The following is a 22,729-nucleotide window of genomic DNA, read 5'->3' as shown; positions in this document are numbered from 1 at the left end:
CCCCGGTCAGGCCCCGAAGTCCAAGACCCTTTGCCGCGCCTGTGATGCCCGGCGGGTATCAGGCGCCGTACTTGCTGGTGCAGATGGCCGGCCCGGTCGAGGTGAACCCGTCCCGGAAGGCCTGCACCCGCGCGAAGCCCGACGGCACCGTGGCGCCGTCCACGTCGGCGGCGATCAGGCTCTCGCCCATGAGCATCTCGCCCACCGCCTCGTCCAGGTCACCGGGCGACAGTTGCAGCGCGCCCTGGTGCTGCGGCGTGATCGTGCCGGCCCACATGCCGGTCAGGCACGCCGTGAGCTGGCCGGTCGCCGGACCGTCGACGGCGTGGCCGGATGCGTGTTCGACGGCGAGCGCGAACCGCGACGCGATTTCGGCGAATGCGGCGAAGTCACCGATACCTCCCTTGGACCCCTTCTGGGGCGGTGTGCCGATCCGGACCAGGTTGGCCAGGTCGAGTGAGATCTTGTTGGTGTCCGGGCAGTACGAGGCCGGCGAGGTCGGCTTGGCGTCCGGACAGGACGGTTGGCCGGCGACCAGCTGCGGCTTGACGCCGGGGAAGGCCGCCTGGAGCGTGGTTTGCAGGTCCCCCAGGGCACTCTGGTCGCTGACCCGGAGATTTCCCTTGCCCAGGCCGCGATCCTGGTCGTTGGGGTCGAACTGCTGCTCGGTGATCCGGCCCTGCACCTCGCGCACGTCGATCTGCGCGCAGCGCTTGGCGCCGTCGGAGAAGCCGAGCTGGAACGCGGTCACGCGGTCGAAGGCGTTGCCGTGCGCGCCATCCGCCTGCGCGCTGGCGCCGGCGGTGTCGCGGATGAAGAACAACGTGGCCATGATCGAGTTCAGGCCGGGGCCGGTGGAGAGCTGGAAGTGCGGCGCCTGGCCTTCGGCGACGGAACGGAAGAAGGTGCCGGCGTAGCAGTCGGCCTGCTGCTCCTTGACGATCGTCGGGGTGGCCTGGTTGACGCTGCCCAGCCGGAACTGCACGGCGTGGCCGAGCTCGTGGGCCAGCACGGCGACCACGGACATCGGGCCGAAGGAGTCGTTGAGCTGCGGCAGCAGCTGCGCCCGGTCCCAGGACACGGTGTCGTCGTTCTGGCAGTAGAAGGCATTGACCAGGCCGGCGGTGCTGGAGTTGCACACCTTGAGCGCCGGACCGTTCGACTCGTAGGAGAGCAAACCCTTGACCGGCTTGAAATCCTTGCCGAAGTCGGCCGGAAGTTCCTTCTCCCAGAACGACTGCACATCGGCGACGGCGTTTTCGGCCAGCCGGTCGACGGCGCTGCCGTCGGTGTTGGCCACCGGCAGGCCGGCGTCGGCGACGCCCGGTCGCGGGCCGCTGTCGCCGCCCGTGACGGCGAGCCCGGCGACCTGGTTGGGGTCCGGGCGCTCGACGGCCCCGGTGCCCGCGACGACCCGGGCGCAGCCGCTGGTCAGCACCGCGACGGCGGCCAGTGCGGCAACGGCGTGACCGACCTTGGAGATCATCACTGAGGTCCTTTGCGGAGGATCGGAAATCAGCCGACGAGGACGGAGGCGGTCACCTGGTCACCGGTCGCCATGAGGGCGGCAGCGGGCGCGACAGCAGTGCGGATCATCGGGATTCTCCAGGCGGGGCAAGCGGTTCCGGCCGTTCCGGAACCCGTTCGCGACATACACGGACGGACCCCGGCACCGGTTCAGGCCGGACGCCAGATGGTGCCCTTTTGATCAGATGGCGTACTTCCAGCCGGTCAGCGCGTACGCCCCGATCCAGCCGCTGACCAGCGCGGACGCGACGAGAACGGCCAGCACGGTGCCGTTACGGCGGCGGCTCAGTCCGATCGCCACGGGGATCAGCAGCGTGAACGCCGGCACCAGCAGCCGCATCTTGGAGTAGGTGACGCCGCTCGATCCGGCGGTCATCACCACCAGCCCGAGGCCGTACGCGACGAGCGGCCACGGCAGTTTGCGCAGGACGGCGATCACACACAGGACGACGGCGCCCAGCACCGTCACCATGTTGGCCGTCTCCATGACCGAGGTGTCGCCGGTCAGCACGTAGCGGATGAACTCCCCCGTGTTGGCCCCGAAGTCGAAGGCCGTGCCCCAGCCGGCCTTCTGCACGGTGAACCAGCCGGTCACGCTGCCGGTGCGGTCGGCAACCCAGCCCAGGAAGGCGACCAGCCCGAGTGGACAGACGATCGCCGCGATCCACGCCTTGGCCGAACGGCCGTAGATGACCACGGCCACGATCACGATGAGGATCAGCACGCCCGAGCTGGGCCGGACCAGACCCGCTGCCGCGCAACAGGAAGCGGCCAACCACCAGCGGCGTTCCATGACCCCGACCAGCGTCCACGCGGCCAGCGCGCTGAACAGCGCCTCCGAGTACACCATGGACAACGTGACGGCCATCGGCGTCGCGGCGAACAGCGCGACCGTGATCAGGCCCGCTTTCCGATCCTGCGGCAGTCGTACGACCCCGTACGAGGCAGCCAGGCCGGCGATGAGGCTCGCGGCGACTCCGACCAGCGGTAACGCCGTAGTCGTCAGGCGGCCGAGCATGCCGACCACCAGCGGATATCCGGGGAAGAAGGCCAGCGTCGTGTTCGGCGTGAAGTGGCCGGCCGCGTCCACCATGCCGAAGTTGGTGGTGGCGTAGCCGTCACGGGCGATCGTCAGGTACCAGTCGCCGTCCCAGGCCTTCAGCACGTCCAGCAGGTTCCGGTCATGCACGGCGGCCAGCACACCCAGGATCGCCACGCCGACCAGGCGAACCGCCAGGTAGACGCCGGCGGGGGCCAGGACGTGCCGGGTCAGGCGGTCGACCAGCTTGTCGGCCTTCGCCGCGGGCTCGGCCGCCACCGTCACATCGGCGGCCGTGATGAGTTCTGTGCGCAATTGTCGTCCGGTGGGCAGGCGGGCGCCGCCGGTCGGCGGCCCGTTCAGGGGTAGGTATGCCTCGACGGCTCCGGCGGGTTGCACGCGGTTTTCGATGGCATACTCGGCGGCGGTGGCCAGGGACGACGACTTCAGCGAGTACTTCGCGGCACGGGCGCATGCCCTGCGGGCGACCGCGTACCTGCTGTGCGGCGACTGGCACCGGGCCGAGGACATCACCCAGGTGGCGATGACCAAGCTGTACCTGGCCTGGCCCCGGCTGCGGCAGGTCGGGCTGGACGCCTACGCGCGCAAGGTGGTGGTGCGGACGTTCCTCGCCGAGAACCGGCGGCTGTGGCGCAAGCGCGAGCACCTCACCCACGAGCCGCCCGAGCTGCCCGCGTCGTTCGGCGGCGACGCCGAGGAACGCCTGCTCGTGCAGGCCGCGCTGGCCTCCGTGCCGCCACGGCAGCGCGCGGTGCTCGTGTTGCGCTACTGGAACGATCTGTCGGTCGAGGAGACCGCCGAGGCGCTGGGCTGCTCCACTGGCACCGTCAAGAGCCAGGCCGCCCGCGGCGTGGCCGCCCTGCGGCGGCGGCTGGGCCCCCACTTCGACGTGCTGTCACCGGACGGGAGGTGAGCCGTGAGTTCCTCGGACGACGAGAAGGTGCGCGCCCTGCTGGCCCGAGCCGGTGACCAGGCCGGGCCGCCGCTGGGCTTCACCCCGACGACCATCGCCCGCCGCGGCCGCCGCATCCGGATGCTGCGCTGGGGCAGCGGCGTCGCCGGGGTCGTGGTGGTGTTCGCCGGCGTGACGGTCTCGCTGCTGCTGGTGTCGGGGGGCCGCCCCGTCGAGCCCGCCTCGCCGCCGCCTCCGGCCACGACCATCGCGACCACCACCGTCGACGACACCACGCCGACCGTCACGACCACGGACCACGGCCCCACGACCACCGAATCCGGCACGACCACCGGCACGACGATCACGAGCCACGGCGTGCCCACCCAGCACTGAGCTCAGGGCGGCGGGATCCGGGCGCTGACCACCTTCGCGCCGCTGTCGTCCACCAGCGAGACCGAGGCCAGGTCGGCCGGGTCCAGGATCACCGCGCCGTAGATCGGGAAGTCCGGGTGCTCGCTCTGCACCCAGCCGCCGGCCTCGTACCCCTTGCCGGCGTGGTCGTAGGCGAACAGCCGGCAGCGCGTGCCGACCGGCACCGTCGCGGCCTCCACCTCGATGCCCAGCCAGCCGTTGGCCGGCGACACCGCGACGTGCAGGGTCGCGTCGCCGTTGGTCCCCGTCGCCTCCCGGGTGCCAGGCGCCGGCGGCCCGTCGTCGGTGTCGTTGTCGGCGTGGAGCAGCGTCAACGGGGCCGCCACGGGTGGCTCCGCGCTCGTGGCTCGGCCGATCACCACGCCCGCGGCCACCAGGGCAGCGATCACCGTCGCCACGGCAGCGGTCCGCACCCACATGAGCGGCCACCCTAGTCTTGGCCCCATGTTCGCGAAACTGGCCGAGGACCTCGCCGAGCTGCCCGACCTGCTGGAAGCGACCCGAACGTACGCCGGGCGCATCCTCGACGGCCTGGACTCCCGGCCGGTCGCGGCCATGGCGTCCGATGCCGGCTCGGCCCCGCTGCCCGAGTCCGGGGAGGGCCTGCGGGCGGCGATGGCGGCCTTCGCGGAGCGCTGGGAGCCGGGGTTCGCGGCCAGCGCGGGACCCCGCTACCTGGGCTTCGTCACCGGCGGCTCGACCCCGGCGGCGCTGGCCGGCGACTGGCTGACCTCGACCCTCGACCAGAACGCGCACGGCTCCGTCGGCTCCTCGGCCGTCGCCCTGGAACGCGAGGCGGTGGCGTGGCTCGGGTCGCTGTTCGGGCTGGACATGCCCGGGGCCTTCGTCACCGGCGCCACCATGTCCAACCTGGTGGGGCTGGCCATCGGCCGCGAATGGCTGGGCACGCGGCTGGGCGTCTCCGTGACCGACGAGGGGCTGACCGAGCCGGTCCGGGTGCTGTCGGGCACGCCGCACTCCAGCATCGGCAAGTCGTTGTCGGTGTTGGGAATCGGCCGCAAACGCCTGATCTCCGTGCCGACGCTGCCCGACCGCGAGGCCGTCGACGTGGCCGCGCTGGAACGCGAACTGGCCGCCGGACCGGCCATCGTGGTGGCCAACGCCGGCACCGTGAACACGGTCGACTTCGACGACATCCGGGCCATCGTCGACCTGAAGGCCCGGTACCCGTTCTGGTTGCACGTCGACGCCGCCTTTGGGGGCTTCGCCGCCGTGTCGCCCGCGTACGCGGAGCTGGTGGACGGCTGGTCGGAGGCCGATTCCGTGTGCATCGACCTGCACAAGTGGCTCAACGTGCCCTACGACTCCGCCGTGCAGTTCACCCGCCGCCAGGACCTCCAGGTCCGCGTGTTCGAGAACCAGTCCCCCTACCTCGGCGCTCCCGGCGCGGTCCCCGACCCGATGCACCTCACCCCGGAGACCTCCCGCCGGCTCCGCGCCCTGCCCGCCTGGTTCGCCCTCTCCGCCTACGGCCGCGAGGGCTACCGCGAGATCGTCGAACGCAACATCGCGTGCGCCCAGGCTCTGGGCTCCCGCCTCGCCGCCAGCCCTTCGTGGCGGCTGCTGGCCCCCGTGCGCTTGAACGTCGTCTGCTTCACGCCGGTCGACCGTCAGGTCCCCGAGGTGTTAGAGGCGTTGTCCCGCAGCGGCGAGGCCTTCCTCACGCCAACCGTCTACAAGGGAGACCCGGCCATCCGCGCCGCCTTCAGCAACTGGCGCACCACCCTGGCGGACGTGGATCGGGTGTGCCGGGCCCTCGGCGTCTGATGATGCAGGGAAGGACGCCTTACCCTCGTTCAACGAGGGTAAGGCGTCCTTCCCTGCATCAGGGGGGCTCGGCAGCGGAGGTTATCCCGGGCTGGTCGGCCGGGTGGCGGTCAACCCGATCTGCTTCTTCAGCATGCGCCCGCCGTCGGCGGTGAGCCGCAGGTAGTAGTCCGAGGAGCACCAGGTGCCGTCCTCGTCGAGGGCCCACAGACCGGAGCCGGCAGGCACCCATGAGGCGTCGGGGGCGGTCTTGGCGATCTGGTTGCCCTCGCCGAACTCGTCGAACATGGAGATGTAGATGCCTTGTGCCCCAACACGAACCATGTTGTAGAACTGCCGCCACATGAAGTCGCCGTGGGCGCGCTGGCGCTCGGAGACGTCGCCGGGCAGGACACAGGGCTGGTAGTCGATGCCGTGGCTGTTGCAGTCGGCCTGGTCACCGACGTTGACGGTGTTGTAGATGTTGTCGGACTCGCCGGCGTTCTTGATGGCGCCTACCATCCACGGGGAGAGCATGTTGAAGGCGTGGTAGGTGTCGAGGAAGCCGGGCCGGCTGCCGGCGCCGCCGACCCGCCATTCCCTTGGCACGCCGCCGATCACGTAGCAGCCCTCGCCCTTGAACCAGTTGATCACGTCCAGGCAGGTGCCGGCGTCCCACGGGTGATTGCCGTCGGTGAAGCCGAAACCCCAGATGCAGACGACCGGTTTGCCGTTCTGGCGGGCATAGGCCGACGACGCCGTGTGGGCACGCATCTTGTTGGTCCAGTCGGCCTTGATCTCCGACTGCATGGCCGACCAGCCGGTGACGTCGTACATGATGTAGAACTTCACGCCGTGGCTCTCGGCGGCCGACCGAACCTTGCCGGCCATGGCGTCACGGGTCGGCCCCTCGGGACTGTTGGGGTTGAATCGCTGCAGGGCCGCGGTGTCACAGCCGTACTGGTGCATCCACGCGAAGTGGGTGTCGACGGTCTGCTGGTCGTAGGAAGAGAACAACGTGGCGGCGTTGCCGTTGTTCAGGTTGCTGTAGGAGGTCTGGTAGCCGCGGCTGAACTCGCGCATGTCCGGCCAGGCCTTGATGTTGTTGTTGGACGGCGACGGCGCCTGGCCGGCGTTCTGGCTCCAGTGCCACCAGGTGTTGATCGGGGCGCCGTCGCCGACGCAGGCGAACCAGCCCTGGTAGCCGACCGTCATCTTGCCCACGACGTCGCCGACCGGGCTGGCCAGCGGACTCGCGGACGCGGTGGGTAAGTATCCCGTGCTCGCCGCGGCGGCGACCGCCGAGGCGAGAAACGCACGTCGAGACAGTCCCATGTCGAATACTCCTTGTCATCGTCGACAAGAAGACCCTTGTGGCGGCAAGGACCTCGCCAGTGCGGCGAAGACTAGGCCTGATTCGACTGCGGCGCAACGGTTGGCATTATGGACGGTTGAGCACGAGGTCCCGGGCGTGCGCGTACCGCTCACGCACCGAGGGCACCGGATTGGCCTCGTAGCAGCGAGAAGTGAGCGCGCTCCACTGTGGAGGGTCGATCTCACCGCTCAACGCCCATGCTGCCTGCCTGGCGGCTCCGTCGGCGACGAATTCGCTCGGTTCGGGAACCACGACGGGGCAACCGAAAACCGTGGGCGCGATCCGACGGACCGCCTCGGATCTGGCCCCGCCGCCGACAATCACCACCCGTGTCGCCGGAATTCCCAGCTCCACCAAGGCGTCCACGGCGTCGGCGAGGCTGCACAGCAGGCCCTCGACGGCCGCGCGGGCCAGGTGCGCCGCGGTGGCGGTGTCCAGCCGGAGGCCGTGCAGCGTGCCGGAGGCGTCGGGCCGGTTGGGAGTGCGCTCGCCCTCGAAGTACGGCACCAGCACGAGTCCGTCGGCGCCGGCGGGCGCGGACAGGGCCAGCTCGGACAGCTCGTCGACGCCGACCCGCAGCATCCGGGCCGTAGCGTCGAGCACGCGGGCGGCGTTCAAGGTGCACACCAGCGGCAGGAATCGGCCTTGTGCGTCGGCGAATCCGTTCACGACCAGGCTGCCGGCCGGCTTCACGCTGGACGCGAAGGCGGTGCCGGAGGTGCCGATCGACACCACGACATCGCCCGGTTCCGCCTGCACGCCAAGGGCTGCCGCCGCGTTGTCGCCGGCACCGGCGGCGACCAGCGCGCCGGAGGGCGTGTGACCGGCGGCCCCCGCAGGCTCAAGCACGCGCGGCAGCGTGAGCGTGCGGCCGAAGGCGCGAGTCAGCAGATCCTCGCGGTACGAACCGGAAGCCGGCGACCAGTAGCCGGTTCCGCTGGCATCGCTGCGATCCGTGTGGAGATCGCCGCCGGCCAGCCGCTGCGTCAACCAGTCGTGCGGCAGGCAGACCGCGGCCGTGCGGGCGGCGTTGGCCGGCTCGTGCTCGGCCAGCCAGCGCAGCTTGGTGATCGTGAACGAGGCGACCGGCACGCTGCCGACCGCGTCCACCCACGGCTCGGGGCCGCCGAGTTCCGACACCAGGTCGGCCGCGGCGGCTGCCGACCTGGTGTCGTTCCACAGCAATGCCGGCCGGACGACGTCACCGGACTCGTCCAGGCACACCATGCCGTGCTGTTGGGCGCCGACGGACAGGGCCGCGACGTCGGCGAGACCGCCGGCGTCGGCGGTCGCCTCGTCCAGCGCCCGCTGCCACGCCGCCGGATCGACCTCCGTGCCGACCGGATGCACGGCGCGGCCCTCGCGGACCAGCGCCCCGGTGTCGGCGTCCCGCACAACTACCTTGCAGGACTGGGTGGACGAGTCGATGCCGGCGACGAGCGTCATGTCAGCGGGCTCCCATCGCGTGCTCGACGGCCAGCTGCTCCAGCTCCACGAAGCCGTAGCCGCGGGCGCCGACGGCGTCCGGGTCGAAGTCCGCGTCGGCGGCCCGGAGGTCGGCCACCGACTCGCCGTCGGCCAGCGTCGGCTCGGCCAGCTCGGCGACCTTGGCCTTGGCCAACGCCTCCTGCACGTCCGGGTCGGCCCGGAAGGCGGCGGCGCGTTCCTTCAGGAGCAGGTAAGTGCGCATGTTGGCGGCCGCGCTGGCCCACACGCCGTCGATGTCCTCGGTGCGCAACGGCTTGTAGTCGAAGTGCCGCGGGCCTTCGTAGCCGCCGTTCTCCAGGAGGTCCACGAGGAAGAAGGCGGACAGCAGGTCGCCGTGGCCGAAGATCAGGTCCTGGTCGAACCGCGGGCCCTTCTGGCCGTTGAGATCGATGTGGAACAGCTTGTCCTGCCACAGGGCCTGCGAGATGCCGTGCACGAAGTTGAGCCCGGCCATCTGCTCGTGGCCGACCTCCGGGTTGAGGCCGACGAGCTCCTCGTGCTCCAGCGTCGAGATGAAGCCCAGGGCGTGGCCGATGGTCGGCAGCAGGATGTCGCCGCGCGGCTCGTTCGGCTTGGGCTCCAGTGCGAACTTGATGTCGTAACCCTGGTCGATCACGTACTGCGTGAGCACGTTCATCGCCTCGCGGTAGCGGTCCAGCGCCGCCCGCACGTCCTTGGCCGCGTCGGTCTCGGAGCCCTCGCGCCCGCCCCACAGCACGTACGTCGAAGCGCCGAGCTCGGCCGCGAGATCGATGTTGCGCAACACCTTGCGCAGCGCGAAACGCCGCACCGAACGGTCGTTGCTGGTGAAGCCGCCGTCCTTGAACACCGGGTGGGCGAACAGGTTCGTGGTGGCCATCGGCACCACGATTCCCGTCTCGTCCAAGGCTTTGCGGAAGCGGGCGATGCGCTCCTCGCGCACGGCGTCGTCCGATCCGAAGGGGATCAGGTCGTCGTCGTGGAAGGAGACGCCCCATGCGCCGAGCTCGGCCAGCCGGTGCACCGACTCCACCGGGTCGAGCGCCGGCCGCGTCGGCTCGCCGAACGGGTCGTTCGCGCGCCAGCCGACGGTCCAGAGACCGAAGCTGAACCTGTCTTCCCGCGTGGGTGGCACGGCGCCTCCTTAGTTAGTTCATTGCCCATACTAAATGCCGGCGCTCCGCTGTCAACCGCCGCGTGTCGCCGGCGCGCGTCGCCGGGTAACGTGAGGCCATGCGGGTCACGATCGCCGAGGTCGCCCGGCGGGCACGGGTGAGCAAGACGACCGTGTCGCGGGTGCTGAACAACAAGTCCGACGTGGACGCCGCGACCGCGATCCGGGTCCGCGAGGTGATCGCCGCCACCGGCTACATCCCCAGCGCGGGCGCGGTCGGGCTGGCCAAGGGCCGCACCAACACCGTCGGCATGCTGGTGCCCGGCCTGACCTGGCCGTGGATGGGCGACGTGCTGCAGGGCGTGGCCGACGTGCTGGAGGCCAAGGGTTACGGCCTGCTGCTGAACACCGTCAACCGCGGCGCCGACTCCATGACCCAGTTCGCCCGGCACGTGTCGGCCAAGGCCTTCGACGGGCTGCTGCTGGTCGAGCCGCCCGACACCCTCAGCTACATCGAGACCCTGCACGAGTCCGGCCTGCCGGTCGTGATGATCGACGACCGTGGGCACCACCGCGGTTTTCCCTCCGTTGCCACCAGCAACCGCGCCGGCGCCGCCTCCGCCGCGCAGCACCTCGCCTCCATCGGCCGGCGGCGCGTCGTCATGATCACCGGCCCGGCCACCTTCGGCTGCACCGTCGACCGGGTGCAGGGTTTCCGCGACGTCATGGCCGAGGCCGTCCTCGTCGAGGGCGACTTCACCCCCGAGAGCGGTCTCGCCGCCATGCAGGAGGTGCTCCGCTCCGGCGTCTCGTTCGACGGCGTCTTCGCCCAGAACGACATGATGGCCGTCGGCGCCCTCGACAGCCTCCGCGAGGCCGGTCGTTCGGTCCCGTCCGACGTCGCTGTGATCGGCTTCGACGACATCGCGCTGGCCACCCACTCCGTGCCCGCCCTCACCACCGTGCGCCAGCCCTCCCGCGAGATGGGCGAGGCCGCCGCCACCATGCTCCTGGACCACTTGCTGGACGGCACCCCCCTCCCCGAGGAGCCCCACGTCGTGCCGACCTCCCTGGTGATCCGCGACTCCGCCTGAACCCCCCGCGAGTCCCGCTCAGCGTCACACCGAAATGCCGAATCCGTTTCAGCATTTCGGTGTGACTGTGGGCGGGACTCGCGGGGTGTGGACGGGGCTCGACGGCAGGGGGTGTGTCGAGCCCCGCCCCGGGGTCAGCTGCCGGCGGTGACAGCGATGGTTCCGGTCAACGGCAGGTTCCGTGACGAGTCACCGACGAACACCCCGTAGGAGCCGGTGTTGGTCGTCCAGGCCGAGCCGTTCCAGTGGGCAAGGTCCCGCGGCGTCACCGTGAACGTGACGACCTGGCTCTGCCCCGGCGTGAGGGTGATCTTCTGGTATCCCTTCAGCTGGTGGGGAGGCTCGCCGTTGGCGGCGGGCTGTCCGATGTAGAGCTGGGGCACCTCGGCCCCGGCCTTGGAGCCGGTGTTGGTCACGGTGGCCCGCACGGTGGCGGAACCATTGGCCTGGGCGGAAACCGTCAGGCCCGAGAAGCCGAACGTGGTGTACGACAGGCCGAAACCGAAGGGGAACAGGGGCGTGATGTTGCGGGCGTCGTACCAGCGGTAGCCCACGTTCATGCCCTCGGAGTACTCGATCCGGTCGTTGGCTCCGGGGAACTGCTGCGCGCCGGCGGTGGGCATGTCGGCCATGCTGCGCGGGAAGGTGACGGGCAGCTTGCCGGAGGGGTTGACGTCGCCGAACAGCAGGCTGGCGATGGCGTCGCCGTTCTCCTGCCCGGGATACCAGCCCTCGATCACGCCGGCGACGTTGTTGAGCCACGGCATGGTCACGGCCGATCCGGTGTTGAGCACGACGATCGTCCGCGGATTGGCCGCGGCGACGGCGCTGATGAGGTCGTTCTGCGAGAACTGGAGATCGATCGACGACAGGTCGTCGGTCTCGCTCTCCCCGTACGAGGCGAAAACGACGGCCACGTCCGACTTCTGGGCCAGGGCCACAGCAGCGGGGATGTCGGGCGTCTGCACGTGTTCGCCGGCCCCGGCGACCCACTGCACGCTGACGCCACTGCCGGCCCGCTTGGTGATGCCGTTGATCGGATTGACGGCGGCCGGTGAGGGATTGACCTTGGCGCTGCCGCCACCGATGTTCTGCGGGTCGATGGCGTCGCCGCCGAGCAGGGCGATCGACTTCAGCGAGGATGCCGACAGGGGCAGCACGCCGTTGTTCTTCAACAGCACGGAACCCTGTGCGGCGACGTCCTGCGCGACCTGGGTATGCGCGGCGCTGGTGACCACGGCCCCGGTGTTGCCGGTCGCCCCGTGGTCGAACAGACCGAACTTGAACATCTGGGTCAGCACGCGCCGGGTCATGTCGTCCAAAGTGGACTGACTGACCTTGCCCTGGTTCACGGCGTCGATCAGCGCCTGCCCGAAGAAGGCGCCGCCGGGCATCTCCATGTCCAGCCCGCCGTTGGCCAGCTGCGGGGCGCCGCCGGTGGCCGAACCCCAGTCGGAGCCGATGAAACCGTCCCAGCCGGTGGCCTGCTTGAGCGCGGTGTTCATGACGGCCGAGTCCTGACAGGCCGGGGTGCCGTTGATCTGGTTGTAGGCGCACATCACCGACGCGGCCTGCCCCTGCGTCAACACGGTCTGGAACGCCGGCAGGTAGATCTCGTGCAGCGTCCGGTCGTCGATGATCACGTTGTCGGACGGCGTTCCCCGCGACGCCCCGCCCTCGACGTTGTAGGCGGCGGCGTGCTTGACCTGCGCCATCACGCCCTGCCCCTGGATGCCCTGCACGGCGCCGACGGCGGTCTGCCCGGCGTGGTACGGGTCCTCGCTGTAGGTCTCGAAGTCCCGGCCCCAGCGCGGATCGCGGACGATGTTGATCGTCGGCCCGAGCACGACGTTCGCGCCCTTGCCGGCGAACTCCTGCCCCATCACGGTCCCGTACTGCTTGGCCGCGTTGACGTCCCAGGTCGCGGCGAGCGCGGTCGGGTCGGGCAGCTCGGTCACGCCGTCGAGGCTGTCGCCGACGCCGGCCGGCCCGTCCTGCAGCCCCATCGCCGGCACGCACAGCGCCGGGATCGGGTCGGTGTTGCCGATGTACGGCCCGGTGGCGCCGTTTCCGTGCAGCACCACGACCTTCTGCGCGTTGGTCATCGCGGCCATGAGCTGGTCGACCCGCTGCGCGACCGGCGCGGTCGACTTCACCCACGGGCAGTCGCCTTGGGGCGGCTGCGTCGTCGTGGTGGTGGTCGGCGGGGCGCCGACGGTGTGGATGATGAACTCCCACAACGAGTAGCCCCACTGCGTGGCCCGCTGGGCGCCGTTCATCCGCACGTACCGGCCGGAGCCGTTGACGGTCAGCGTCTGGTTGCCGGCGAGGCCGGCCATCGGCTGGGTCAGGTTGCTCCAGCTGTTGCCGTCGGTGGAGACCTGGATCTGGAACGACGACGCGAAGGCCGCCTCCCAGTCCAGCTCGACGCCGCAGACCTGGCGCACGCTGCCCAGGTCGACCCGGATCCACTGCGGATCCGCGGCGACGCTCGACCACCGGGTGCCGGGATTCCCGTCCACGGCCGAGGAAGCCGGGAACGCGCCGGCGTCCTGTGTGGACGAAGCCAGCACCGGCTGGTTGAGGGCCGAGTTCACGGTGGCGTTGCAGGCGGCGGCGGTGTCATCGCCGTAGACCTGGAACTCCCACAGCGAGTACCCCCACTGGGTGGCCCGCTGGGTGCCGTACATGCGCACGTAGCGGCCGGTCCCGGACACCGACAGCGTCTGGACGCCGACGTTGCCGGCGGTGACCGGGGTCAGGTTGGTCCAGTTGACGTTGTCCGTGGAGACCTGGATCTGGAATGCCTTGGCGTAGGCGGCTTCCCAGTTCAGCACGACCTGGGACAGCGAGTGCGGGCCCCCGAGGTCGACGGCCAGCCACTGGGGGTCGGCGGCCTGGCTCGACCATCTTGTGCCACTGTCGCCGTCGACGGCCGACGAGGCCGGGAAGGTGGCGTTCTCGGCGGACGAGGAGGCGGCGGAGTGCCCCTGGGAGAGCAGGGCGGGCGCGGCGTGTCCGACGCCGGGCACGGTCAGCAGGGCGGTCACGATGACGGCCGCGAGCGCGGCGAACAGCCACGCGGGCCAACGGGCGAGTGTCATGAGACGGCGAACCCTTCGCGCGGTGGGCAGGGACCGGCGGCTCGCGGTGACACGGCCGGGAGGTGGGCCCGGACCGTGGGAACGCTCTCACTTCACGGTACGAAGCCTGTCAACGCCCCCGGCACTTGACGCGGACGTGACGGCGTTGTTAACTGCACCACACACCTTCGGAACCGGTTCCGAAGCCCTGCCGAACCCGTCCTCCCCGCTCCGGCTCGCGGGGGTCGACGGCGCAACACCCCTGGTCGCGGGCAGTGGGGCCCGCACCGGACACCCCTGATCGGCCGGGTCGTCGTGGCGGCGACGACCCGGCTTCCTTTCAGGCGTCAGCAGGCGCCGCGCACCATGTCCGCCAGCAGCAGCGGATCGGCCGGCGGCTGGTGCCCGCGCCAGGCGACATGGTCGTCCGGACGGACCAGCACGTACGGGTAGCGGTACAGCTCGGCGATCTCCGGATCCGCGCACTTGAGGATCTGCAACGGCACGCCGCGCTGCTCGAACGCGCGCACCACCTCGCCCAGCCGCTGGTGCGGCGCGAAGCACACCAGCACGAAACCGTCCCCGAAGACGTCCAAAGTGGACACACCGGGCCGCAGCCAGGCATGGGCGGCCCGGAAACCCGGATCGCTGCTCGGCCGCCACGGCGCGGTCATCTTCACCTCGTCGCCGACCACCAGCGACGACCGGTACCCGTGTCCGAAGTGGACCTCCGGGGCGTCGACGTCCCAGTGCGCGACGCTCTCGGCCAGCTGCAACCCGAGCTCGGTCCGGGCCAGCACGCCCTCGGACGTGTCGTCCCGCAGCCGGCCGGACAGGTCGTCGGATCCCCTGGAGCGCAAGGCGATCCCCGCCGCCTCCAGACCCTCCAGCGCGACCGGCCGGCGCTCGGCATCGTAGCTGTCGAGCAGCCCGGCGCCGGCCCAGCCCGCGTGCTCGGCGGCCAGCTTCCAACCCAGGTCGGCCGCGTCGGCGATGGCGATGTTGCGGCCGAAACCCCCGGGCGGCGACAGCGTGTGCGCCGCGGCGCCCATCAGGAAAACCCGCCCGGCGCGATAGCGTTCGGCGACCATGAGCGGCACATTGGTCAGCTCGTCCGACAGCACCTCGGCCGGCGTGTCGAAGGCGATCGCGTCGCGCACCAGGGAAAGGGCGTCGATCGCGCCTTCGTCACTGCCGGCGATGAGCTTGAATGTGCCGTTGTTGTCCATGGCCTGCAACGGGAAGCGAGCTCCGCAGGACTGGAGCAGGAAATACGTCAACGCCGGCCGGTGCCCGCGGGCGGCCAGGCCCTCGGCCAGCCGGGGGGCGCGGAACACGATGCTGCGCAACACCTGCGGCTCGAACCGCGGCGTGGACTGGATCCCGCAGGCGCTGCGGACCAGCGAGCACGGGCCGTTGGTGCTGACCAGGTAGGAGGCGCGGATGGTGGTCGTGTCGCCCTCGGCCAGCCGCGCGACGCGCGCGGTGACGCCGTCGGTGTCCTGGGTGAAGCCGTCGAGCCGGTGCCGGAACAGGATCGAGCCGCCCGGGTGCGTGCCGACGGCCGTCAGCAGCACCGGCAGCAGCCAGTCGGCCGGGCAGATCTGCTCGGGTTCGGGCGTGTGGGTGTCGTGTGTGAACCGCTCGAAGCGGTGGATCTCGTGCCCGCCGACCTGCGTGACCCACGCGATGTCCGGCGGCCGCGCACCCGGGAACTCCGCGCAGCGGATCTTCTCGGCCACCCCCCAGCGCCGGAACAGCTCCATCGAACGCGGGCCGATCGGACTGACCGCGGGCGTGTCCACCTGGCCGTCGCCCGGCTCCAACACCAGGCAGCGCACCCCACGCCGCTCCAGGTCGAGCGCGAGCGCGAGGCCGGCCGGGCCGGCCCCGGCGATCAGCACGTCGGTCTCGTCCACAACATCGCACCGCTTCCGCGTCCCGGACACCTCGTTCACACCGCCGCCACGCGTGAACCGCCGACACGGAACGACGGATCGAATTCCCTCACTGCCAACCCCCCATCGCGACGCGTGCCGCATTCACGCCAATTCTGTGCACGGCCCCGTCGAACAGGTCAAGTCCGCGTGCCCGATCGGCCTTGCGTTCGATGCCCGAATTGATGCGTGGCGAAAGCGGTCAGCGGACCGGAATTGTATACATGCGCCCGTCATCTATTAATGTAACGCGCTCGCAGTCGGAAAACCCTTGCCCGACAAGCCTCTCACCAGGGCGCTTACCCGGGATTCGCACACGCGTGCGGTTCGTCATGCCGTCATACATTCCTCACGTGAACCCAATAGCCGATCATCCGCCGGGTCGACCGGCCGTATCGTTCGACCACATACGGCACCGCGGTTCGACCGCACGGGAACCAGGACGGTTCCCGGGTCGTTGGGCCCGGCATGGGTCTGCTGTGGGCGATGTCACTGCCCGGGCTGGTGGTGCTGCTGGTGGTGCTCGCCGCGCTGGAGCGGATGGGGCTGTGGGCCAGCCGCGTCAGCTGGCTGCCCTGGCGGCGCCGGCGCACCGGTCCCCCGATCAGCGCGACCGGCTTCGACGAGATCGGCGCGGCCTTCTACGGCAGCAAGCGCATGGAGATCGAGCACCGGCAGTCGCAGTCGATGATGCGTGACGAGGAGGCGGACGGCGCCCCGCCCAACCGTATCGACCTGGACGGCGGAACCGTGCGGCTCTAGGCCTCGGCCGCGTCCTTGAGCAGCCGGGTGGTCATCGAGATGTGTTCCCCGAGCAGGCGAACGGCCAGGTCGGCGTCGCGGGTGATCACGGCGTCGAGGATGGCGCGGTGTTCGGCGGCGACGTCACGGCCCTTGGCCTGGGCCGGCGTGATGGACCACTGACGGTAGAGCTCGGCCTCGTCGCGAAGCCCGTTGGCGACCTCGCGCAGCCGGCGGTTGCCGCCGCCGGCGAGCAGCGCCTCATGGAACGAGGTGTGCGCGGCGGCCCATTCGCCGGTTGATCTGGCCGGGTTGTCGGGATCGAGGTAAGTCGCGCGCTCCAGCAGGTGATGCGCGGCGATGGCGTCGGCCTCCCAGCGCACGTCGCCCTCGGATATGGCCATGCGCAGCACGAGGCATTCGATCTCCACGCGGGCCACGGTCAGCTCGGTCAGGTCCTCGACCGACAGCGGCGTCACCACATAGCCCTGGTGGGCCTGGCTGCGCACCAGCCCGGCGGAGGCCAGCCTGGTCAGCGCCTCGCGCGCGGCGCCGACGGAGGTGTCGTAGCGCCGGCACAGCTCGGGGAACTTCAGCCGCTGCCCGGGCGGCAGCACGCCGCCGAGGATGTCCTCACGCAGCCGTGCGTGCACCCCGTCGGTACGGGTCACCCCGGTGCCGGTGGTCGCCATGCACAAACCCTAGCCCAGTACGAACGTTGACTCAACTTTCGAAAGTTGGTTCACTGTTGAGGTGCCCGACCGGGGCACCACCAAGGGAGGCACCACCATGAGGCTGGCCGACATCAAGGGCCGCGCGGCCGTCCTGACCGCGCCCGACCGCGCCGTGGACCTGGCCGAGGCCAGCAACGGCCGGTTCTCGCCGGACATCCAGCTCGCGTACGAGCAGTGGGACGACGTGAAGGCGTTCGCGGCGACGCTCGACGACAGCGCGGCGGCTCCGGTCGCGCCCGAGGACTACGGCAACCCGGTCCCCCGGCCCCGCCAGATCTACGCGATAGGCCTGAACTACACCGCGCACGCCAAGGAGTCGGGCTTCGCCGTCCCCGACCAGCCGACGGTGTTCACCAAGTTCGTCACCTGCCTGACCGGCCCCACCGGCGAGGTCACGCTGCCCCCGGGCGACGTGGACTGGGAGGTCGAGCTGGTCGCCGTCATCGGCAAGGCCGCCGACCACGTGACCGTCGCGGACGCCTGGGACCACGTCGCCGGCCTGACCGTCGGCCAGGACCTGTCCGAGCGCGTCCTGCAGCGGTCCGGCCCGGCGCCGCAGTTCAGCATGGCCAAGTCCTACCCGGGCTTCGGCCCGCTGGGCCCCGTCGTGGTCACGCCGGACGAAGTGCCCGACCGGGACGACCTGGAGCTGGGCTGCCTCATCGACGGCGAGCAGGTGCAGCGCAGCCGCACCAGCGACCTGGTGTTCTCGGTGGCCGAGCTGGTGGCCTGGCTGTCGGCGATCACGCCGCTACTACCCGGCGACATCATCTTCACCGGCACCCCGTCCGGCGTCGGCATGGGCCGCAAGCCGCAACGCTTCCTCAAGGCGGGCGAGGAACTCGTCACCTACATCGAGGGCATCGGCACCATGCGGCACACCTTCAGCGGCGGTGCGTGATGGCACTGCACGGACTGGCCGCCATCACCATCGGCGTGCCCGATGTCGAGGAGACCATCTCCTACTATACGGAGTTCGGCCTCACGCCCTCCTCGGACGGCTGGCTGTCCACTGTGGACTGCGGTCGTCAGCTGCGCGTGCTCCAAGCGCCGACCCGCCGTTTGCTCGAAGTGGCCGTGCGGGCCGACGACGCCGACGACCTCGGCGCCGTGGTCTCACGACTGTCCGGTTTGGACATTGACACGGAGAAGACAGCCGAGAGCGTGACCGCCGTCGAGCGGGCGACCGGCGTGCGCGCCGTGGTCCGCATCGCGCCGCGGATCTCGCAGGAGCCGACGATTCCGCCGCTGCTCAACGCCCCCGGCCACATCGTGCGCACCAACCAGCGGACGCCAGGTGTGTTGCGCACCAACAAGGTCAAGCCGCGCAAGCTCGGACACGTGGTGATCGGCTCCACCGACTACGCCGCCACCCGCCGGTTCTTCACCAACGGCCTCGGCTTCAAACTCAGCGACGAGATGAAGAACGAGGGCGCGTTCCTGCGCTGCTCCACCGACCACCACAACGTGCTGGTGCTCCAGGCGCCCGTCACGTACATGCACCACAGCTCGTGGCAGGTGGACGACATCGACGAGGTCGGCCGCGGCGCCTCGGCCATGCTGGAGGACCACCCCGAGCGGCACGTCTGGGGCCTCGGCCGGCACCACGCCGGCTCCAACTTCTTCTGGTACCTCAAGGATCCCGCCGGCAACTTCTCCGAGTACTACTCCGACATGGACTGCATCGTGGAGGACGCGGTGTGGAAGCCGGAGGTGCTGGAGGGGGCCAAGGGCCTGTTCAACTGGGGACCGAAGCCGCCGCCGTCGTTCATCAGGCCGGAGGACCTGGCCGAGCTGATGACCGGCTCCCACCAGCCGGGCTGACCCCCTCGCTCCGCTTCCCTCAGGCCGGGGTGATGCGGGGGTTGCGGATGTGCTCGTACACCACGCTGGTCCGCACGTCGGCGACCTCGGGGCGTTCGGTGAGGCGGTCGATGACGAAGCTGTACAGGCTGTTGTTGTCCGGCACGGCGACGTGGATCAGGAAGTCCTCGCTGCCGGACACCACGAAGACGCCGATGGTCTCGGGCCGGCCGGCGACCCACTGCCGGAAGGCCTCGATGTGGCGGCGGGACGGGGGCCGGATGCGCACGGCGATGAGGGCCTGCACGCCGCGGCCGATGGCCGGCAGGTCGACGTCCACCAGGTAGCCCTTGATGACGCCGCGCTCGCGCAGACCCCGCACCCGTTCCAGCGAGGTGGACGGGGAGACCCCGGTCGCGGCCGCGAGGTCGCGGTTGGTCTGCCGTGCATCGTGCTGCAGCGCCAGCAGGAGCGCCTGATCTAGTTCGTCCAACATCCCGAAATCAGCCCCTTTGCCGAACGAAATTCGGCACCCATGGTAAGCGCTGGTGACTCCGCCTAGCATCTCGGCCATCCACCGCACACCATGAGGAGCTTGGCCCATGTTGCCCGCCTTCGCCCCCGACGAGATCCGCATCGACCGGCCCACCCGCGAGGCCCGGCTGAAGTGGGTGATGGTCGTGGACCACGACCTCAACCCCGGCCTGATCGCCAACGCCGTCGGCTGCCTGGCCGCCTCGGTCGGCAACGCCGTCCCCACCCTGCTCGGCCCGGGCGGCGCGGACGCCGTCGGCGACCACCACCCGGGCCTGCCCTGGACCGGCTGCGCGATCCTCGCCGCCGACCGCGAGAAGATCGCGGCGGTGCGGGCCAAGGCGATCGGCAAGGTCGGCGTGCACCTCGTCGACATGCCCGAGCCGGCCCAGACCAGCCGGGTGTACCAGGAGTACCTGGACACCCTGGCCAAGTCCGCCGAGCTCAGCTACTACGCGATCAGCCTGGTCGGGCCGCGCAACCTGGTCGACAAGCTGGTCGGCGGACTGCGGCTGCTGGGCTGATCGTCAGCGCGGCTGAACGTCAGCGGCGCTGACCTGCCACCGTCGGCGCATCAGGAAGATGATCCCGAAGCCGACGGCGATGATGCTCAGCCCGATCGGGTTGGACACGGCCAGGAACACCGGCGTCGGCAGGGTCAGCGCGAGGGTGACGGCCACCACCGCGTGCAGGACGAACATGCCGCCGATGACCAGGGTGAGCGCCGTGGACCGGCTCTTCGTGGGCACCCGCATGGCGGGGTTGCGGCGGGCCAGGAACTGGAAGATCACCCCGACCAGCGGGCGGCCGATCAGCGCGGACAGCAGGAACAGCACGCCGACCGGGCCGGTGACGACCACGCCCTGGACCTTCACGATCAGGCCGTCGCCTCCGGTGAGCAGCTGCGCGGCGACGGCGACCACGAAGCCCACCACCGAGATCGCCCCGATGACGTCCAGCTTGCGGCGCACTACGAAGCCGACCAGGGTCGCCGCCAGCGGGATCGCGCCGGCGATGATCAGCGCGGTCACGTCGTTGGCGAAGTACGGCCGCACCAGCGTGTAGATCACCAGCGGCACCACGGCGTTGAGCACGATGCTCGGCAGGAACCTGCGGAGCTGGATGGACTGCGGCGTGGACATTCGCTTCCTCCCCAATCGGTTTCGACGTCGTCCAGCGTCGCCCCGACGGGGGTGGGAGTGCGTCGGCTCCAGGTTGGAAACCGGGTGGAGGTCCGTCTCAACCCTGGGGTCGAGTCTCGACCTCCGGGCACGGCGTAGCCCGCGTCGCCGCACAAGGCCTGAGCAACGAGGAGATCGGCGGGCGCCCACCCTTGTTTTAACGCACCGGCTTCAGCGAACGGATCCCGTTTCCCACGCCCAGATCGCCACCTCGGTGCGGTTGCGAGCAGCCAACTTCCGTTGCACAGCGCCCAGATGCGTCTTCACCGTCGACAGCGAGATCACCAGCTCGGCCGCGATCTCGGCGTTGGTGCGGCCGCGGGCGACCAGCCGGATCACGTCGAATTCCCGCTCCGTCAACGGTTCCAGCGGCTTGCGCTCGATGCGTGGCTGGGCGAAGTGGGCAAGCAGCCGGGTGGTGATGGACGGCGACACCAGCGCCTCGCCGTTGGCCGCCGCGTGCACGGCCTCGATCAGCAGGCCCGGCCCGGCGTCCTTGAGCAGGAAGCCGCAGGCCCCGGCCCGCAGCGCGGCATGCACGTTCTCGTCAAGGTCGAACGTCGTGACCACGACGACCCGCAGCGGATCCGGCACTTCCGGGCCGGCCAGCAGGCGGGTGGCCTGAATGCCGTCCACCATGGGCATCTTGATGTCCATGAGCGTCACGTCCGGGCGCAGCTGGCGGGCCAGCGACACGGCCTCCCGGCCGTCCGCCGCCTCGCCGACGACCTCGATGTCCGGCTCCCCGTTCAGGATCAGCCGAAACCCGGTCCGCACCATGGCCTGGTCGTCGGCGACCAGGACCCGCAGGCTCACACGGTCCTCCCCAGTGGCAGTCGCGCGGACACCCGCCAGCGCTGTCCCGGCGCCGCGCCGGCCAGCAGACTACCGCCCAACGCGCCGACCCGCTCCGTCATGCCGACCAGGCCGTAACCGCGATCGCCGGACGGCCCGGACCGCACGCCGTCGTTGACCACCTCGACCACCAGCCAGTCGCCGTCCACGTGCACGTCCACGTCGATCTCCCGGGCCTGCGGGGCGTGCCGGTGGGCATTGGTCACCGACTCCATGATCACCCGGTGCACCGTCGTCGCCGCCTCGGGCGTCACGGCCAGCACGTCCAGTCCATCTTGGACGGTCAGCGTCGCCTCCGGCGGCACCGCCTGCTGCACGGCGTCGAGCAGGCCGCTGGGCGAGGCCCCGAGATCGCCGTCGGTGCGGAGCATGCCGACCAGCCGGCGCATCGCGGCCAGCGCCTCCGCGCCCGCCTGCTCGATCTCGCCGAACACCTCGTCCCGCTCGGGCGCGACCCGCCTTCCGGCCTGCGCCAGCACAACCACGCCGGTGACGTGGTGCGCCACCAGATCGTGCAGCTCTCGGGCCAGGATCAGCCGTTCGCCGGTGCGCACCTCGGTCAGAGCGCTGCGGCGCCGGGAATCCGCGTCCCGCAGCACCAAACCGACGGCCACCGCCCCACCCCACAGCACAGCCGCCGGCACGGCCGGCAGGCCGCCGAGTCCGTAGCGGAGCAATGCCTGGGCGATCATCGCCACCGCGCCGGCGCCGACGACGATGCCCGCCGGTATCGGGGCCAGCCGCCGGCTGGCCGAGCCGATGAGCAGCGCCAACGCCATCAGCTCGGTGAGGTCGAGCTCCACCGGCACCGGCTGGCCCAGCGACGCCGTGATCAGCAGCGCCGCCGTGCCGATCAGGGACAGCGCCGCCACCACGCAGCCCAGCAGCAGCACCCGGTTGGGAAACCGCCTGCGCAGCAACGCCAACACCGCCACCGCCGTGGACTGACCCGGCGCCAGGTTGAAGGCCAGCGTGCTCGGCAGCCCTGTCGGCACACCCGCGCGCACCGCCCAGCCGAGATCCACGGCCAGCAGCAGGCCGAGCACCACGCACTCGGCCACGAGCGGACCCCGTCGGCCCGTCCAGCCGTGACTCATGGTGACAATCCTGCCCGTGGTCGCCGCGGCCCG

At 70.6% G+C, this 22,729-nt stretch carries 21 protein-coding genes; 8 read left to right on the top strand and 13 right to left on the bottom strand.

Features of this window, described 5'->3' with window-relative positions:
- Positions 1 to 58 precede the first annotated feature (58 nt).
- Both AB0M73_RS40310 and AB0M73_RS40305 read right to left on the bottom strand, forming a co-directional pair.
- Positions 59 to 1,486, bottom strand: a complete 1,428-nt coding sequence (locus AB0M73_RS40310) for a neutral zinc metallopeptidase (RefSeq protein WP_363903025.1) — start codon at positions 1,484 to 1,486, stop codon at positions 59 to 61.
- Positions 1,487 to 1,708: 222 nt separating this feature from the next.
- The gene (locus AB0M73_RS40305; RefSeq protein ID WP_363903022.1) at positions 1,709 to 2,881 is read right to left on the bottom strand and encodes a hypothetical protein; all 1,173 of its coding nucleotides are present in this window, start codon (positions 2,879 to 2,881) and stop codon (positions 1,709 to 1,711) included.
- A 94-nt stretch (positions 2,882 to 2,975) separates the two neighbouring features.
- Here AB0M73_RS40305 and AB0M73_RS40300 point away from each other — a divergent pair, with 94 nt between their 5' ends.
- Together AB0M73_RS40300 and AB0M73_RS40295 are read left to right on the top strand one after the other, a co-directional pair.
- Complete coding sequence (locus AB0M73_RS40300; RefSeq protein ID WP_363903019.1) at positions 2,976 to 3,500, top strand: SigE family RNA polymerase sigma factor; 525 nt, start codon at positions 2,976 to 2,978, stop codon at positions 3,498 to 3,500.
- Positions 3,501 to 3,503: 3 nt separating this feature from the next.
- A complete protein-coding gene (locus tag AB0M73_RS40295) occupies positions 3,504 to 3,875 on the top strand; it encodes a hypothetical protein (protein ID WP_363903016.1) in 372 nt (123 codons plus the stop codon).
- Positions 3,876 to 3,877: 2 nt separating this feature from the next.
- Here AB0M73_RS40295 and AB0M73_RS40290 read toward each other — a convergent pair whose 3' ends face one another.
- On the bottom strand, positions 3,878 to 4,333 hold the full coding sequence (locus AB0M73_RS40290; protein ID WP_363903013.1) for a hypothetical protein: 456 nt from the start codon (positions 4,331 to 4,333) through the stop codon (positions 3,878 to 3,880).
- Between the two features lie 25 nt (positions 4,334 to 4,358).
- Between AB0M73_RS40290 and AB0M73_RS40285 the strand changes: the two genes are divergently transcribed.
- The gene (locus AB0M73_RS40285; protein WP_363903010.1) at positions 4,359 to 5,702 is read left to right on the top strand and encodes a pyridoxal-dependent decarboxylase; all 1,344 of its coding nucleotides are present in this window, start codon (positions 4,359 to 4,361) and stop codon (positions 5,700 to 5,702) included.
- An 81-nt stretch (positions 5,703 to 5,783) separates the two neighbouring features.
- On the opposite strand, the gene AB0M73_RS40280 is transcribed toward AB0M73_RS40285, so the two are convergent.
- From AB0M73_RS40280 to xylA, 3 genes are all read right to left on the bottom strand, one after another.
- The gene (locus AB0M73_RS40280; protein ID WP_363903007.1) at positions 5,784 to 7,016 is read right to left on the bottom strand and encodes a glycoside hydrolase family 71/99-like protein; all 1,233 of its coding nucleotides are present in this window, start codon (positions 7,014 to 7,016) and stop codon (positions 5,784 to 5,786) included.
- Between the two features lie 106 nt (positions 7,017 to 7,122).
- Positions 7,123 to 8,502, bottom strand: a complete 1,380-nt coding sequence (gene xylB, locus AB0M73_RS40275) for a xylulokinase (RefSeq protein WP_363903004.1) — start codon at positions 8,500 to 8,502, stop codon at positions 7,123 to 7,125.
- 1 nt (position 8,503) lies between these two features.
- Positions 8,504 to 9,658: a xylose isomerase gene (xylA, locus tag AB0M73_RS40270; protein WP_363903001.1), complete on the bottom strand. Its 1,155-nt coding sequence runs from the start codon at positions 9,656 to 9,658 to the stop codon at positions 8,504 to 8,506.
- A 98-nt stretch (positions 9,659 to 9,756) separates the two neighbouring features.
- Here xylA and AB0M73_RS40265 point away from each other — a divergent pair, with 98 nt between their 5' ends.
- Positions 9,757 to 10,731, top strand: a complete 975-nt coding sequence (locus AB0M73_RS40265) for a LacI family DNA-binding transcriptional regulator (RefSeq protein WP_043724241.1) — start codon at positions 9,757 to 9,759, stop codon at positions 10,729 to 10,731.
- 134 nt (positions 10,732 to 10,865) lie between these two features.
- Here AB0M73_RS40265 and AB0M73_RS40260 read toward each other — a convergent pair whose 3' ends face one another.
- Positions 10,866 to 13,835: a glycoside hydrolase family 3 C-terminal domain-containing protein gene (locus tag AB0M73_RS40260; protein ID WP_363902996.1), complete on the bottom strand. Its 2,970-nt coding sequence runs from the start codon at positions 13,833 to 13,835 to the stop codon at positions 10,866 to 10,868.
- 326 nt (positions 13,836 to 14,161) lie between these two features.
- Complete coding sequence (locus AB0M73_RS40255) at positions 14,162 to 15,733, bottom strand: FAD-dependent monooxygenase (RefSeq protein WP_363902993.1); 1,572 nt, start codon at positions 15,731 to 15,733, stop codon at positions 14,162 to 14,164.
- A gap of 504 nt (positions 15,734 to 16,237) precedes the next feature.
- On the opposite strand from AB0M73_RS40255, the gene AB0M73_RS40250 reads away from it, so the two are divergent.
- Entirely contained in the window at positions 16,238 to 16,513 is a 276-nt protein-coding gene (locus tag AB0M73_RS40250; RefSeq protein WP_363902990.1) for a DUF6191 domain-containing protein, read from the top strand.
- On the opposite strand, the gene AB0M73_RS40245 is transcribed toward AB0M73_RS40250, so the two are convergent.
- Complete coding sequence (locus tag AB0M73_RS40245; RefSeq protein WP_363902987.1) at positions 16,510 to 17,184, bottom strand: GntR family transcriptional regulator; 675 nt, start codon at positions 17,182 to 17,184, stop codon at positions 16,510 to 16,512. The genes AB0M73_RS40250 and AB0M73_RS40245 overlap by 4 nt on opposite strands.
- 97 nt (positions 17,185 to 17,281) lie before the next feature.
- Here AB0M73_RS40245 and AB0M73_RS40240 point away from each other — a divergent pair, with 97 nt between their 5' ends.
- Both AB0M73_RS40240 and AB0M73_RS40235 read left to right on the top strand, forming a co-directional pair.
- The gene (locus AB0M73_RS40240; protein ID WP_363902984.1) at positions 17,282 to 18,127 is read left to right on the top strand and encodes a fumarylacetoacetate hydrolase family protein; all 846 of its coding nucleotides are present in this window, start codon (positions 17,282 to 17,284) and stop codon (positions 18,125 to 18,127) included.
- Positions 18,127 to 19,050: a VOC family protein gene (locus AB0M73_RS40235; protein ID WP_363902981.1), complete on the top strand. Its 924-nt coding sequence runs from the start codon at positions 18,127 to 18,129 to the stop codon at positions 19,048 to 19,050. The genes AB0M73_RS40240 and AB0M73_RS40235 overlap by 1 nt, the downstream gene beginning before the upstream one ends.
- A gap of 19 nt (positions 19,051 to 19,069) precedes the next feature.
- Here AB0M73_RS40235 and AB0M73_RS40230 read toward each other — a convergent pair whose 3' ends face one another.
- Positions 19,070 to 19,525: an Lrp/AsnC family transcriptional regulator gene (locus AB0M73_RS40230; protein WP_198047459.1), complete on the bottom strand. Its 456-nt coding sequence runs from the start codon at positions 19,523 to 19,525 to the stop codon at positions 19,070 to 19,072.
- Positions 19,526 to 19,631: 106 nt separating this feature from the next.
- On the opposite strand from AB0M73_RS40230, the gene AB0M73_RS40225 reads away from it, so the two are divergent.
- Positions 19,632 to 20,087, top strand: coding sequence for a DUF2000 domain-containing protein (locus tag AB0M73_RS40225; protein WP_363902978.1), 456 nt, complete (start codon positions 19,632 to 19,634; stop codon positions 20,085 to 20,087).
- 3 nt (positions 20,088 to 20,090) lie between these two features.
- Here AB0M73_RS40225 and AB0M73_RS40220 read toward each other — a convergent pair whose 3' ends face one another.
- From AB0M73_RS40220 to AB0M73_RS40210, 3 genes are all read right to left on the bottom strand, one after another.
- Positions 20,091 to 20,705 carry a VC0807 family protein gene (locus AB0M73_RS40220; RefSeq protein WP_363902976.1) on the bottom strand — a complete coding sequence of 205 codons (615 nt, stop codon included), beginning with the start codon at positions 20,703 to 20,705 and terminating at the stop codon, positions 20,091 to 20,093.
- 210 nt (positions 20,706 to 20,915) lie between these two features.
- Positions 20,916 to 21,560 carry a response regulator transcription factor gene (locus tag AB0M73_RS40215; protein ID WP_363902973.1) on the bottom strand — a complete coding sequence of 215 codons (645 nt, stop codon included), beginning with the start codon at positions 21,558 to 21,560 and terminating at the stop codon, positions 20,916 to 20,918.
- Entirely contained in the window at positions 21,557 to 22,696 is a 1,140-nt protein-coding gene (locus AB0M73_RS40210; protein WP_363902970.1) for a histidine kinase, read from the bottom strand. Before AB0M73_RS40210 ends, AB0M73_RS40215 begins: the two co-directional genes overlap by 4 nt.
- Between the last annotated feature and the right edge of the window lie 33 nt (positions 22,697 to 22,729).

The organism is Kutzneria sp. NPDC051319, from assembly GCF_040682195.1.
Taxonomy (GTDB): domain Bacteria; phylum Actinomycetota; class Actinomycetes; order Mycobacteriales; family Pseudonocardiaceae; genus Kutzneria.
This window is presented reverse-complemented; position numbering and strand designations above follow the sequence as displayed.